This window comes from Bacillus sp. NPDC094106, assembly GCF_044764345.1.
In the GTDB taxonomy this organism is placed as follows: Bacteria; Bacillota; Bacilli; order Bacillales; family Bacillaceae_G; genus Bacillus_A.
Genome location: NZ_JBIWHY010000008.1, coordinates 41,344 through 56,398, shown reverse-complemented (window position 1 = coordinate 56,398; position 15,055 = coordinate 41,344). Strand labels below are relative to the sequence as shown.

Annotated in this window: 13 protein-coding genes; 8 read left to right on the top strand and 5 right to left on the bottom strand. The window is 34.9% G+C overall.

Features of this window, described 5'->3' with window-relative positions; genetic code table 11:
* Positions 1 to 97 precede the first annotated feature (97 nt).
* Both ACIQ7L_RS13650 and ACIQ7L_RS13645 read left to right on the top strand, forming a co-directional pair.
* Positions 98 to 1,750, top strand: coding sequence for a pyridoxal phosphate-dependent decarboxylase family protein (locus tag ACIQ7L_RS13650; protein ID WP_400569868.1), 1,653 nt, complete (start codon positions 98 to 100; stop codon positions 1,748 to 1,750).
* A gap of 325 nt (positions 1,751 to 2,075) precedes the next feature.
* Entirely contained in the window at positions 2,076 to 2,720 is a 645-nt protein-coding gene (locus ACIQ7L_RS13645; RefSeq protein WP_400569866.1) for a GNAT family N-acetyltransferase, read from the top strand.
* A gap of 351 nt (positions 2,721 to 3,071) precedes the next feature.
* Here ACIQ7L_RS13645 and ACIQ7L_RS13640 read toward each other — a convergent pair whose 3' ends face one another.
* Positions 3,072 to 3,560: a GNAT family N-acetyltransferase gene (locus tag ACIQ7L_RS13640; RefSeq protein WP_400569864.1), complete on the bottom strand. Its 489-nt coding sequence runs from the start codon at positions 3,558 to 3,560 to the stop codon at positions 3,072 to 3,074.
* A 118-nt stretch (positions 3,561 to 3,678) separates the two neighbouring features.
* Positions 3,679 to 3,840: an exosporium protein G gene (locus ACIQ7L_RS13635; protein ID WP_400569862.1), complete on the bottom strand. Its 162-nt coding sequence runs from the start codon at positions 3,838 to 3,840 to the stop codon at positions 3,679 to 3,681.
* Between the two features lie 180 nt (positions 3,841 to 4,020).
* Between ACIQ7L_RS13635 and ACIQ7L_RS13630 the strand changes: the two genes are divergently transcribed.
* Entirely contained in the window at positions 4,021 to 4,911 is an 891-nt protein-coding gene (locus tag ACIQ7L_RS13630; RefSeq protein WP_400569860.1) for an excalibur calcium-binding domain-containing protein, read from the top strand.
* Between the two features lie 214 nt (positions 4,912 to 5,125).
* Here ACIQ7L_RS13630 and ACIQ7L_RS13625 read toward each other — a convergent pair whose 3' ends face one another.
* Both ACIQ7L_RS13625 and ACIQ7L_RS13620 read right to left on the bottom strand, forming a co-directional pair.
* On the bottom strand, positions 5,126 to 6,799 hold the full coding sequence (locus tag ACIQ7L_RS13625; RefSeq protein WP_400569858.1) for a ribonuclease J: 1,674 nt from the start codon (positions 6,797 to 6,799) through the stop codon (positions 5,126 to 5,128).
* Positions 6,800 to 7,267: 468 nt separating this feature from the next.
* On the bottom strand, positions 7,268 to 8,020 hold the full coding sequence (locus ACIQ7L_RS13620) for a hypothetical protein (RefSeq protein ID WP_400569856.1): 753 nt from the start codon (positions 8,018 to 8,020) through the stop codon (positions 7,268 to 7,270).
* 79 nt (positions 8,021 to 8,099) lie between these two features.
* Here ACIQ7L_RS13620 and ACIQ7L_RS13615 point away from each other — a divergent pair, with 79 nt between their 5' ends.
* The 3 genes from ACIQ7L_RS13615 to ACIQ7L_RS13605 all read left to right on the top strand — a co-directional run bounded on the left by ACIQ7L_RS13615 (position 8,100) and on the right by ACIQ7L_RS13605 (position 13,538).
* Positions 8,100 to 8,513: a hypothetical protein gene (locus tag ACIQ7L_RS13615; RefSeq protein WP_400569855.1), complete on the top strand. Its 414-nt coding sequence runs from the start codon at positions 8,100 to 8,102 to the stop codon at positions 8,511 to 8,513.
* A 29-nt stretch (positions 8,514 to 8,542) separates the two neighbouring features.
* The gene (locus tag ACIQ7L_RS13610) at positions 8,543 to 9,802 is read left to right on the top strand and encodes a copper resistance CopC family protein (RefSeq protein WP_400569854.1); all 1,260 of its coding nucleotides are present in this window, start codon (positions 8,543 to 8,545) and stop codon (positions 9,800 to 9,802) included.
* 91 nt (positions 9,803 to 9,893) lie between these two features.
* Complete coding sequence (locus ACIQ7L_RS13605; RefSeq protein ID WP_400569852.1) at positions 9,894 to 13,538, top strand: multicopper oxidase domain-containing protein; 3,645 nt, start codon at positions 9,894 to 9,896, stop codon at positions 13,536 to 13,538.
* 59 nt (positions 13,539 to 13,597) lie between these two features.
* On the opposite strand, the gene ACIQ7L_RS13600 is transcribed toward ACIQ7L_RS13605, so the two are convergent.
* Complete coding sequence (locus ACIQ7L_RS13600; RefSeq protein WP_400569850.1) at positions 13,598 to 14,041, bottom strand: hypothetical protein; 444 nt, start codon at positions 14,039 to 14,041, stop codon at positions 13,598 to 13,600.
* A 253-nt stretch (positions 14,042 to 14,294) separates the two neighbouring features.
* Here ACIQ7L_RS13600 and ACIQ7L_RS13595 point away from each other — a divergent pair, with 253 nt between their 5' ends.
* Together ACIQ7L_RS13595 and ACIQ7L_RS13590 are read left to right on the top strand one after the other, a co-directional pair.
* Positions 14,295 to 14,615: a hypothetical protein gene (locus tag ACIQ7L_RS13595; RefSeq protein ID WP_400569848.1), complete on the top strand. Its 321-nt coding sequence runs from the start codon at positions 14,295 to 14,297 to the stop codon at positions 14,613 to 14,615.
* Positions 14,616 to 14,637: 22 nt separating this feature from the next.
* Positions 14,638 to 14,970: a hypothetical protein gene (locus ACIQ7L_RS13590; protein WP_400569846.1), complete on the top strand. Its 333-nt coding sequence runs from the start codon at positions 14,638 to 14,640 to the stop codon at positions 14,968 to 14,970.
* The last annotated feature ends 85 nt before the right edge of the window (positions 14,971 to 15,055 follow it).

The following is a 15,055-nucleotide window of genomic DNA, read 5'->3' as shown; positions in this document are numbered from 1 at the left end:
AATCACAAATATTTAAAAGGATAAACAAAAAATTGCTTAATTCGTATATTTAACTACTCTAAACAAAATCTATATATTTACAAGGAGACGTGACCACATGCAAGATATTTTAAATTTATTTCCAAGTGCTGATGGAAATGAGAAAAAACAAAAACTATTTTTAGAATCTATACAAAAAATAATTGAAAATCTTGGAAATTTAAAGAATGAAAACAAAGCAACTTTAGGGAACATTGAGGAAAAATCAAATGGGCACTACAATGACTTAATTCACAAAAGTCATATACCGAAAACAGGAATTACGATGTCTGATGTTATAGAGGAACTAAACCAATTTATGAATGGTCACCCCTATCCAAATAAATATTATTTGTCTAATGCTGTACCGCTCCCAAGTATTCCATCATTATTAGGTACGATTACCATGACACTTTTGAATGGTAATGGTGTTTGGGATGTATATGGTCCAGCAGCAGCAGAAGCGGAAGTAAAAGTTGTATCTATGCTTTCGAAACTGATTGGCTATAATCCGCATAATAGCGGTGGTTATACAACATGGGGTGGACAAGGCTGTGTGTTTTCGAGCTTACGCTTAGCTATTTCTAAACAATTTCCACTGGCAAAGGAACAAGGTGTTCCACAAAATGTATATTGTTTTGCCTCTGAAAATGCACATTATAGTTTACTAAAATCTGCTGAGGCAGCGGGCATTGGCACAAATCACCTAATTAAAGTAACAACTGATCCTTATACGAATTCTATGGATATAGAAGATTTAGAAAATAAAATGATAGAAGTTATTGAAAATGGAGGTATCCCCCTTTATATTCTAGCTACTATGGGCACAACAGATACATTTGCAATTGATAGTATAAAGAAAATCAAAGAAATTGCCGAACTAATACAAGATAAATATAATTTAGAACCTATTTATATTCACGCTGATTCTGCTATGGGGGGATTCTATAGTTTCTTTAATAATTATGACTTTGAACAAAATCCACTCTTATTTGAGCCAACTGTGAAAGATGCATTACAACAAACTCAAGAAAAAATGCAGTACATGTATCTTGCAGATAGTGTATGCTTTGATTTTCATAAATTAGGACAAACACCTTATGCTTCAAGTATTTGGATTGTTAAAAATCATACCGATTTGCAAATCATGGACGTCGAACAAAATGACACACCTTATCTTGGTAACAGATCGTATGGTAGTTACCATACAGGCTATACATTAGAATGCTCACGAGCTGGTAGTGCCATTCCAATGTATATAAATTTATTAGCATTTGGAATCGAAGGTTATCAAAAATTATTAGCAAATTATATACGTGTAAATCTGCTATTTAGAGAGAAATTGAACACTGCTCTCCCTCAAGTAGCAGTGACAAATGATTTTACGTATGGTCCAATTACAACATTTCGTTTCTATATGAATGGAGATGGCCAAGAGAATTGGAGAAAAGAACGTACAGGTTTAGCAACACAAGAAGAAATCGAAGATACAAATCGATTGAATATGGAAATATTTAATCATCTAGGAAAAAATCGAGATCAAATATTTTTAGGAGATACAACTCGTTCTTGTTTAGTGAATGTGATAAACGGAAATGATAGAAAACCAATTTCCACTATTAAATTCTTTGCTATCTCGCCATATACAACTGTTGAATGTTTAGATGAGGTTGTCACATTTCTTAAAAAACATGTTTTTATTGCTACAAATCAGATTCATTCATATGCTTAATAACTGCATTCGTTATCGTTATAATATTTAAATTTCACTTTATTTTATTTAAGAAATGTTATTAATAGCTTTACATAGATTGTTAATTTCAGCTCATTTCTTATCTATATAAGTACAAATTGAAAAATTGACATAAAACCTTTCTTTTTAGGTGGTGGGAGAGAGAATCCGACCATGCATAGAAGCGGTCAGATCCTTTTCCTGCCCCATGCCAAGTGAAAACAAGAGAGAAAACGAGTGTAGATCACCTTTTGTTCTTCATAGCCGTGACTTATATGTTGGAAAATCAAAATGGATATATATATTATGAAAAGAGGAAAAACATATGAATATAGAAACACTAGAAACACCCCATATTAAAGAGGCAGCTAGCTTAATTGCACATTCTTTTGTAAAAAGTGAACCCCTTGTGAGTGGGTTGCAAATCCCTCTTACACCTTTTCAAAAAATGTGTGAAGAGATGGTAAATCAAGCTGTTTCTCAATCTATGTCATTTGTAGCAATGAAAAACTCTCAAATAATAGGCGTTCTTTTAGCAAGGAAAGTAACTCAGCCACTAATCGATAAAGAAACAGCAACCCAAATCTGTCCTCAAATGGATCCAATTTTTCATCTACTAGATGCGTTAGAAACAGATTCAATAGAATTCTCCCGTCTAGATAAAGAAAAATTGGTCTACCTAGATATGGGAGCTTGTCATCCAGATTGGATGGGAAACGGAGTAGTCACTGCTCTTATCTCACATGCAATTCAAGAAATAGCTAAGAGAGATTTTGATTTAATTGGTGCTTGTACAAATAGAATTTCTCAACAAATACTCAAAAAACATTATATACCTATGGAAATTAACGAAATAGTATATAGTAATTTTCCGTATAAAGGAACATATCCTTTTACAAATATAACAGCTTCTTTAACAGCTCAATTACTATATATACCTCAATCACAATTAATGGCTAAAGCTATTTAAACTTTTAGAGACAAATATATATTTCAAGATTCAGATGCAAATTCTACCCTATTTACACCTGAATCTTGAACACCTTAATACCATGCTATAACCATATTCATCCCTATAATTATTTACATATTGATTCACACTAATGTAGCTCAATACACCCCTTGAGAAATTACACTCTTTATCTCTTTTATGTTGAATCCCGTTCATCTTTTGATAAGAAAGGTAACCGCTCCTCTCAAATCCTTTTCTAAGAAAATCCTAATGTCTATTTTATTTAAATAAAATAGCTCCCAATGAGCACCTCTTCCTGATTTCAACCACTATTTTATTCTAATACCCAGTGTGTAATGTTAATGAATTCTATTTTTCCTTGCTCTTCTCCCACTCATACACGGCAAAGCTATTCACAAAACTTCTAAATGATAACCCTTGCTTTTGATAAAACTCTTGTAAAAAATCATTACTAGCAATGCAATCTAATCGTAATTTCTTTCCGGACTTTCTCGCTCTATTCTTTGCCCATTGTACGAGCTGACTACCGACGTTTAATCCCTTACCTTCTTTCGAAACAACAATTCTATGTATATAATACGCATCTACTTCATCGTTCCATAAGCTCTCATCCCACTTCTCCTTATCACATAGCGAAATGGATGCGATTACTTGATTTTGATTGTTTTCAAAAACAAATAAATAACCTCTTTCAAAATCAGACTCTACTATTTCAGTATTTTCATATCGTAAAAATTGTCTCCACTGTTGAATACCTTTTTTCTTAAAAGAAATTGCTGTTTCTTGTAACCACTTTCTTATCATTTTAATTTCTTCTTGTTTTGCTTGACGAATCATATATTCCCCTCCTTGGATAGTAAACTTTCTCTATTAGAGATATTTTAATTACCTTTTTATTTACATAATAATATTATATTATCCCATTCGATAAACGAAGAGTTTCCCCGCCTATCTACTATCCTACATTACACGACTCGCATCTTAGAACTCCTACTGCTAAAAATAAAGCTACTAAGTTTGCTGTGATTGGCATTTTTAATGTGATAACATCATCTACTTTTGTTACTAAAAAGAAAACACCGTTCTCTTCTAAAACAAAAATTACTAATAATTGCAAGTCTATTAGAGCCCTTTTTTCAGAGGAGTCAATTATAATCTATGAATTGTAAAAATGTAATAAGAATTTTTATACTCATCAAAAAGAAATAGAATTTTCTTATTTCAGCTAGAAATCATGTAATTTCTAGTATGTTCCTATATAATCAATAAAGAAAATCTTACAAATGGGGGTATCAACATGGCATTTTGGAGTAATATTGGCACATTTTTATTTTTAATAGCTCTTATTTTACTCATCTTATGTATCATTTCATTCTTTAAGAAAAATGGCAAAGCAATGAGATATGGTAGACCTGCGGTTATTTGTTTTATTATTTCATTCTTAATAACAGCAACAAGCACCACAGAAACGAATCATCCGATTATTGGCTTTTTCGCTAATTTATGTTTAATTCTATTTTTTTGCTTCCTCATTCTAGCAATCTTATCTATTATTAAGAAAACTGGTATGGCGAAGAAACAATTTTTGATTACAGCTGTTTTATTTGTAGCTTTTGGAGCACTATCAAGTATTGCAACTCCTTCTACTGAAAAAGCAGTAGCAAAAGATAAGAAAATTGCAGCTGAAAACGAAGATAAAAAAGAAGCTGAAAAGAAAGAGGCCGAAGAAAAAGCTCAAAAGCAACAAGAAGAACAAAAACGTCAAGCTGAAGAACAGGCGCAAAAACAACAGGAAGAGCAAAAACGTCAAGCTGAAGAGCAAGCTCAAAAGCAACAGGAAGAGCAAAAACGTCAAGCTGAGGAACAAGCTCAAAAGCAACAAGAAGAGCAAAAACGTCAAGCTGAGGAACAAGCTCGTAAGCAACAAGAAGAGCAAAAACGTCAAGCTGAAGAACAGGCGCAAAAGCAACAAGAACAACAAAAACATCAAGCTGAGGAACAAGCTCGTAAACAACAAGAGCAACATACCGCTTCGCAAACACAACCTGCTGCTGAAAATAACAGTAATGTACAATATAAAAACTGCACAGAAGTCAAAAATGCAGGTAAAGCTCCTCTATATAGTGGACAACCGGGATATAGTCGCAAGCTAGATCGTGATGGCGACGGTGTTGCATGTGAGAGATAATATACATGAAAAAAAGCTCTCCAAATTTATCAAGACCTAAATCGTAAAAAGTCATAAAAAATAAAGGGTGTCACATATTAATCATGGATAATATGTAACACCCTTATATATATGGTAACAACAATTCAACTTAGCTGCTGTAAAAACTCTCGAATTTATGTTGAATTTAAATTAAACATTTATAATTCTTTTAGCTTTTCTTTAGATTAATTTTTTAAACTTCAATTATTATAGGAAGAATCATTGGTTTTCTTTTTGTATGTTCGTATATAAACTTGCCTAGCGTTTCTCTTATGTCTCTTTTAAGAACATTCCATTGGCTAATATTTTCTTGTTGTAATTTGTTAATAGTTGTTACAACTAGTTGATTCATTTTCTTCAAGAAATCTTCCGAATCGCGAACATATATAAATCCACGAGAAATCGTGTCCGGACCAGAAATAATTTTCCCTTCTGTTTTACTAAGAGTAATAACTATAACAAGCATACCATCCTCAGAAAGTTGTTTGCGGTCACGTAAAAGAGCCTTTCCAACATCACCAATACCTAATCCATCTACATATATATTCCCGGCAGGTATTCGTCTCGTTTGATAAGCAATTTGATTCTTTATATCGACAACATCACCATTACTAATAACATAAATATTCTCTTTCTTCACACCAACGGACTCTGCTAATAGACTATGATGATGTAACATTCTAAATTCGCCATGAATAGGAATGAAATATTTAGGTTTCATTAAAGTAAGCATTAATTTTAATTCCTCTTGATAGGCATGTCCAGAAACATGCATTCCTGTTGAACTTCCCGTCCCATAAATAACATTAGCTCCCAATAGGAATAAATTATCTATAATACGTGAAACATTGCGTTCATTTCCTGGGATAGGAGTTGCAGCTATAATGACTGTATCGTCAGGCAAAATGTCTACCTGCCGATAGTTTCCACTTGCTAAACGAGATAAAGCAGCCAGTGGTTCACCTTGACTCCCAGTGCAAAGAATAGCTACTCTTTCTGGATCCATTCGGTTGATTTCATCTGCCTCAATTAACATGCCTTCAGGAATATTCAAATAACCTTGCTCCAGTGCAACAGACACTACATTTACCATGCTCCTTCCAAGCAAAGCAAGCTTTCTATTCGTTTTTAAAGCTGCATTTACCACTTGTTGTACACGATTCACGTTAGAAGCAAAGGTAGAGATAAGAACTTTTCTGCGAGCTTTGATGAACGCTTCTTCAATACGCTCGCCTACAGATCGTTCTGATGGAGTAAATCCAGGACGTTCTGCATTCGTACTTTCAGAGAGTAGAGCTAAAACACCATCACTCCCAATTTTAGCCATTTTATGAATATCCGGATATTGATTATTTACAGGAGTCAAATCAAATTTGAAGTCACCTGTATGTACGACTGTTCCTTCTGGTGTATGAAAAGCAATACCAAGGCAATCAGGAATACTATGATTCGTTTTGAAAAAAGTTAGACTTATCTGTCCGAACTCAATTAACGATTCAGAGTCAATAACAGATAACTGTGTTAGATTTTGAAGTCCGTGTTCTTTTAATTTAATTTCAATTAGCCCTAGCGTTAATTTTGTTGCATAAATTGGTACATTTAATTGTTTTAATAAATACGGGATACCTCCAATATGATCTTCATGTCCATGTGTAACAACTAAACCTCGAATTTTATTCTTATTTTCTTGCAAGTATGTAATGTCAGGTATAATCAAATCAATCCCTAATAAACTTTCATCCGGAAACTTAGAACCGCAATCAATTATCACAATGTCGTTTGAATATTGTATTGCATACATATTTTTGCCTATTTCATTTACGCCGCCTAAAGCAAAAATAGATAGTGTATTTTCTACTGTACTCAAAATGAATATCCTCCTTTTTAAAACATTCTGTCCGAAGAAATATGGAATTCTTTTTTTATGATTAACCCATTTAGCTAAATGTTATTCCAATTTATAGTGAAATGAATATTTTTTCCTTTTATCCCCCTAATGTAGGAGCATATCTTAAATAGAAAAGAAAAATTTTTTTCCATTATAGGGGGTACAAATATATCTTAATTTGATGGTGACGGGATACGATCAACAAAATTTGAATTTCACATTCAACATCATCTTGTTATTTTAATGAAATAACTTCTAACGAAACAAGAGTAGAATCGACTTGTCATCAATTCATCTCATGGGATAAAAATTACTAAGTCGACTTACTGATTCATAGATAACAATTCTCTAGTATGGGTGGGTTTATACCATTGAAAATCAAATAAATAAAAAAGTGGCCGTCAGCCACTTTTTCAGGTGAATATACTTTTTTTACTTTAGAGTGATCTATTTTTTACGCAATTGATGAATTCTTTTCTTTACCCCTTTTATAAAACCTGCACACATAGTAAAAACACGCATGATATTAATAAAGGTAATATCTTTTATTAATATTGCTTCTGTTTTACTACGTTTTTTTAGGTAAATATATTTGTTCGTCACTTTCGTAATTCGTCCTGTATACATTTCTTTTTGGTCGTATAGTTTTATATACATACCTTCCCATAATTGCAAATGATTCATAAATGCTTCTTCAAAAAACTGCTGTTTCAAATTCACTTGTTCTGCTACGGTTTTCCCAAACTGTAGCATCAATTTCTTTCGGAGGGTTTCATCATATATTAAATGCTGATGCGATGTAGAAATATTAGGAAGCGCATAAGGAATATTCGCACTTTGAATCGCTACGTACGGGATAAAAATGCGTTCCGTTAATGTTGTAAGCACAACAAAATCTCTACCGATTTCATTTACTTTCGCTAATGTATGTACAGTGCCCCCGCCTCGATTCGAAAAAATTTCCACACGCTGATAACGTTTATGCTTAAAAAATTTCATTAGCATCATTACTTGTTTTCGCTCTGGTAAGCATTCACCTAGTACTTTTAAATTAGCCCCATGCATATATTCTTGAAGCATTTTTAATTCGTATGTCGGCAAAGCGCTAGCTGGAGATGTATATCCTTCTCCCCTTTTTTCCTTATAGTCTAAAACAAGCGGATCCTCAGCCCGAGCCTTTGTTATACCCTTCTCCCCCATACAAACCTCCTTTTTTCTTCATTCATCATAAATATTTTATGATGGTAACTCATAGTTTATTATGGGGGTGAAAACACAAATGAATTTTTTAAGTGGAATTATTTTATTTAGCTACTTTTTTATTGCAGCTATTTCATACTACCATTTGTACAAATCTCGGCATCTCATAGGCTATCACTTAGGTATGAATATCGCAATGCTATCCAGTACAGCCATTGGCTTAGCTGTTGGTACCGTTCTCGGATCACAGTTCCCCTTAGATGAAGCGGTTATTACAATTGTAACGACAATAATTGCTGTTGTTGTCGGCGTTGTGTTTGGAGCGTTAGTTGATTATCAAACACTACTAACTGGTGTCGCAAGTGGTATTATGTCCGGACTTATGGGGCCGATGCTCGGTTTACATTCGACGCAACCTGCTTTCTTAATAATTTGCACAACAATAGTTGTATTTTTATCTTTCATCTTACTACGCTTTTCCGTTCGGAATTAATCAAGGTTTAGTGGAGGAGCGATTCAGTTATGTGCAAACTTCTTAGATGGAAACATATGCTTATCTTATTAAGTGTTATCTGTCTTTTTTTTCAAACAAAACATGTTTTTGCAGAAACGAATATCATACAAACAAGTCCAATGCCAAACCAGAAACTTTCAAGTTCTCCATCAGAACTTTCAATGACTTTTCCAACTCACATTAATAAAGAAAAAGCTACCGTTCAAATTTTTGATGAAAAAGGAACAAACATGGTTAACAATCCACTTGAATTTTCTAATAACGAAACGACTTTATCTTTACGTCTGCCTTTATTAGAAAACGGTGTATATACAGTCATTTATTATATACCAATGAATACCGGAGAAATCGTTCGTGATTCTTACATATTTACAATTGACGTATATTCAAAAGAGACAGCTAGTCAATCCATCTTTTCATTTCGTTCTCTCTTCCAGCTCAAGTATGATTCGCAATTTTGCGGAAATATTTTCGCAACTATTTCAGAACATACTTGGATAACACTTCTTTATTCTACTAGTGTGTTTCATTATTTTGGCATCATTATATTAATCGGCTGGATTATATGGGGATTACTGTTTAAACCAGCTGAATCTACAAATTTTAAACTTTATCAAGCTAATCTTTTTATCTTTCAATTATTTTTCTTGCTAACGACATTACTTTTACTCATAGTCCAATCCATTAGTACAATTGATTTTGATCTAGATGGGGAAATATTCACAATACCAATTGATATTATATATGGAGGGTCCTGGATTTTTTTAGTTTTGCTAGCTTTTGTTAGCTTTTTCTGTCTATTTCGCTCAAGCTTAGTCTGTATTTTATGGGTAATCTCCCTTCTTTTTGTAAAAAGTTTGACAGCGTATTCTCTAACTATATTCCCTTCTCCTTTCACAATCATTTTGGAAAACATTTATTTATATATTGTTACTATTTTAGGAGGAAGTTATTTATTTATGGCTGCTTTTCAAAAACAACTCTTACAGCCGCTTCTCTCTAGATTTCATCTGTATGCTTGTATTTTGATATGTCTCTTATTCACCTATAATATGTTTACCTATTTTATTTATATGAATTTATATACATCTGGAGCAGCATTCCTCGTTATTCAATTACTAACCATTCTCCTTTTCTTGATACATCTATACATGTTCATCAAACAAAGAAAACACAATATACTTTTACTTTGTTTTCAGGTAAGCATTCTATTATGTAATATTATATTTCATGAATGGATACGGGGTTTTAATTACCTTTTTTTGTAAAAAAATAAATAAAATATGAATATTTTCGTATTTGTTTTTTATATTTGAGATAGAGTGCGATTCTTTCTAATTTAGAAGGAGGCTTGATATAATGCTGAGGGAGTACCATGTGGTTGCCATTCCGATTCGAATTGTTGTTAACAACTTTGGCGATCACGATCCAGAAGGCAAGATGTATGTTTTAAAAGAAAATGTCCGCAAAGTAAAAAAGCTTGTAGAGGAAAATCCTTTTTCAACTGTAGATCTCGTACAGCCACTCGTTATTCGTGCCAATGTAGGTGATACAGTAAAAGTCACTTTCGAAAATCAATTGTCTTTTAGCACTTCCATGCATATTCAGTTAGCAGAGTACGATGTGCAGACCTCAGATGGAGCATTTGTTGGAAATAACAAAAACACGACTGTTCCATCCGGCGAAAAAAGGATTTACACTTGGGAAATCACCCGTGAAGAGATTCACCTTTTCTCTGATTTAGGCAACACACTTTCCAGTGAGGAAGGAAGTAATGTACATGGTTTATTTGGAGCACTAATCGCACAACCAAAAGGATCTACATGGACAGATCCTATAACAGGCTTGCCTATTAACAGCGGAGTTTACGCTGATATTCATAACCCACTTTTACCTTCCTTTCGAGAATTCGCATGGTTTTTTCATGATGAAATGGAGGTGAAAGATTTAACAGGAGCAAAACCAATTGACCCTCATACATTACAAAATAGCGCAACACACTCCATTAATTATCGATCCGAACCGATGCGAAATCGCGTTCGTCTCATCCAAGAAGGTATAGTTTGTCCTGATTGTGAGGGTGAAGAAGTTCACCATGATGCTTGGGTATTTGGTGATCCACCCACTCCTATTTTACGTACTTATGTAGGTGATCCCCTTAAAATCCGTGTTATTCATGGGGGGGTAAAAGAAACACATGTATTTCATTATCATGTTCATCAGTGGTTGTTTGAACGTAATAATGTTAATTCCTTGCAGGTTGATTCATTATCTATCAGCCCACAAAATGCGTTGACTGTTTCCCCGTTATACGGTGCAGGCAGCTTACAAGGCGCATTTGGCGATGTTATTATTCATTGTCATCTTTATCCTCATTTTGGTGAGGGAATGTGGGGAATGAATCGTATTTTCAATACACTACAGGACGGTAGCCAGTTTTATCCGAATGGTGTACCAATTGCAGCATTACAGCCGCTTCCTGATCGACCAATTCCACCTGCGCCTACACGCGAAAAACCCGGATTTCCAAACTTTATTCCTGGTGTGTTTGGTTGTAAAGCCCCCCGTCCACCACTTGGAATTGTAGGCGGCCGCGAGTCAACAGAGCTTGAAATTAATCAATTTGATCCAAACGCTCGTCCGGGTGCCGTATTTGTGAATCCTTGTCCAAAAGGTTCAAGAGTAGAACGTGTTTTTAATGTTGTTGGTATTCAAGTACCTATTATATATAACGAAGAAGGCTGGAATGATCCAGAAGGTCGTATATTTGTATTAGAAGAAGATGAAAAAGATGTGTTATCTGGTCGTAAAAAACCAGAACCCTTTGTCATACGTGCGAATGCTGGCGAATGTATTCGTATTAACTATACAAATAAGTTTCCAGAAACATTAGGTGGAAATGCATTTCAGCTTGTAGAACGAACATATGAATCAGCTACTCATGTACACTTCGTCAAATTCGATCCTCTTGTTGCCGATGGTGCTAATGTTGGCTGGAATTATGATAGCAGCGCTTTGCGAGGCGAAACAATTCAAATGCAATGGTTTGCAGATGTTGAATTGAAAGCAGTCTTCTTTCATGATCATTTATTTGCAAATTCACACCAACAACATGGGGTATTTGCAGGAATATGTATCGAACCCAAAGGATCAAAATTTCTCGATCCTCGTTCAGGAGACACCTTAGCATCTGGTACACAAGCTATTATTACAAATCCGCTCATACCTGATTTTCGTGAATTTGCCTTGTTTGTTCATGACTTTTCGCTTTTATTTGATCGTAAGGATCAACCACTTAATCCACCTAGATTTTCAGGTTCCGAGGGTGACCCTGGCGTTATGGCAATTAATTACCGAAATGAACCGCTATCAGCACGATTAAGAAATCCTAAAACTGACCCAGCTTTTGTTTTTAGCTCTTTCGTTCACGGAGATCCTGTGACACCATTATTACAAACTTATAATGGTGATCCGGTACGCATTCGATTATTTCAAGGCGCCCATGAGGAATCTCATAGTTTTAACTTGCACAGACAACGTTGGCGTAGAAATCGTCCGGATTTAGAATCAGAGTTTACTCAGCAACAAATCCTTGGAATTTCAGAAGCTTTTACCGCTGAATTTGCGGTTGAAGGCGATGGCGACTCTGATATGCTGTACTATTACGGTGGAATTGATGATATTTGGCTCGGAGCTTGGGGGATTTTCCGGACATTTAAAGAGCGGGTTCCTGATCTATTCCCTCTACCAGACCGACCGCAACCACCAAAAAGAACAAAACCATTGTCAAAACCTACTGGGGAACACCCTCCACCAGCAACAGAGCCTGGTGATCCTTGTCCCCCAGGTGCACCAGTTCGAAGATTTGAAGTCGTTGCATTTCAATCGAAGATTAAATATAACAAAGCTGGTGATCACGATCCATTTGGCATTATTTTTGCTTTAAAAAACGATGTTGAGAATATTAGAAACGGGAAAATAAATCCTGAACCATTTATAATACGTGCAAATACTGGTGAGTGTGTAGAAATTACACTTCACAACCAATTAACAGAGCCATTTCATAATGAAGGAGAATTTCATGGTTATCCAGAAGTGCCTGATGAAGATGTTATTTTCACACCATCAAGACGAATTTCCCTTCATGCGCAAATGGTCGCATATGACATCCTTGGCTCAGACGGTGCTACAGTTGGATTTAATCCCGATCAAACCGTAGCACCAGGGGAAAGTATTACGTATCGTTGGTTTATTGATCGTAATGTTGGCGCTTGTAATCTATGGGATATGGCTGATTTACGTAGTCACCGGCACCACGGAGCTTTTGGTATGCTAATTACAGAACAAACCGGGGCTGCTCATCTAGATCCTATAACACGTACTCCAATACGAATTGGCAATCAAGCAATTATTTCACATGCTCTTTTCCCAGAATTTCGTGAATTTGCTTTATTAATGCATGACGGTGTTCGCCTTGTAGATAAAAACGGAAATCTTATTATCGATCCCGAGCCAATCTTTATAATACCGGAAGAAAAACTGGAAGACGCCGAAGATCAAGGATCTCGTGGTTTTAACTATCGCTCTGAGCGTATTATCCATCGTTTAAAAAGAAATCCTAATGTCTCAAAAGTATTTAATTCGAAAATACATGGAGATCCTGCAACACCAATATTTTTTGCACATGTAGATGATCCAATTATCTTTCGTTTTACTTGCCCTGCTGATAAACCGCGAGCGCATACTTTGACAATACATGGTCATTCATGGCTTCGAAACGAGAATAATTTAAACTCAACCTTTACCGCTGTCCAAGGAGAAAACAGTGTTGGTTCCAGAGCAAATTTAGTCATTGCACATGGAGCTGGGGGGCTATATGGAATACCAGGAGATTATATGTACCGCTCTGGCAATATTCGCTGGGATATTGAACTCGGAATGTGGGGCATCCTTCGTGTACTAAAAAAAGAAAATAGCAAACTACCACCTTTATGTAACTCTTAAAAAATAGGCTATCCCTATTTTATTGGGATAGCCTTCATATTTCCTGCTTAAAGCACAAGTTAAATCACTTCTTCTGCATCAGGTTGCTCAATCACTATCACTTCTCCATCTTTAAAACGAATCTCTCTAATATTTTCCCATAATATTGTCACTATCACTTTTTGCTCCTGTAGTACGCCGATAAAATCCGTACCTACTTCTTGAATCGTCCCAACAATGATTTCTTCCTCATTCCCATCACATCGTATTGTCACTTCTATTACATTTCCAATATTTTTTAAAAGGCGGAAATTCAATCTATCCTTTAAACCATTAAAATTCAATGGGGTCAATTCTTCACATACAGGATCTCTATTACCTATCGTTTTTTTAACTTGTGCCTCCTTAACAATTGGAAATTTTGTTTTTTGTTCTTTATACTCCAGACTGTTCTGCTTTTGTACCACACTTGGAACATTAAAATATGGACGTGATACCGCTGTTTTTTGTTTATTAATCCACAAAAGACAACATCTCCTTTCAATTATTCTCTTTAGCGTATGAAGGAGAGAAATAAAAAGACACACAAAAAATAGTAATCATTTTCCTTTTAAAGAAATAAAAGGAAAATGATTCGCATAATAATAGATTGGTAGTTAAACTTCACAATGAAAGGGGGCATATGCGTCTGTTCTCCTGGTACATACCACGAGATCTCACGCCATACGTATGCAAAAAAACAATTTAAAATATCAGCACGAAAAACGAGCGACTGAATTGGAAAATTCACAAAAGAAAAAAATCCCTTTAGAAAACAATGCAACATTACCTGAAAACCAAGTATTTGGCGATCTATTAGGGAAGAATATTTTATTGACTACTCGCTCTGATCAGTTAAATCTATTAGGGCAAACATTTCGCCCTATTTTTACTGGAAGAATTATAAAAGTAACAGATGGCTTCATTACACTCTATCCTGTCACAATTAAAATGAGCAATGCACCATTTTTCCAATTTCCTACACCTCTTAATTTTGCAATTGAGATGATTGCCTTCTTCTTACCATTTGATCCGGAAACACGTTTTCCAATTCCATAATAATGATAAAGGTGGTATAAACATGACAGATCAAGATCAAAAACCGCTTCCTCCGGTGTGTAAAAGTTCAATTAACAATCCTTTAATTAATGAATTACGCCGTGCTAACGTTGCACAAGAATTTGAAAGTCATATCGGTCGCCGCGTATTCATTCTCATTGCACAATTTCCATTTATGATTATCGGTACCATTGTTGATGTGCAAGGTGATTATGCTTTCATTAAAGTAGAAACAACTCATATTAATGAATTTGACAATATGACCGTACGTGTACACATTGATGATATTGAAGTATTCTTTATTGAAGATGGTAAGTTTGAGATTCCAAACATTCAACAAATACCAGGAAAGTAACCCCAAAGGGCTACCACCTACCCTTCTTACAAAGAGTAGGTGGTAGCCTTTTTCAATTGCAATGGGGTGAATAATGACACATAAT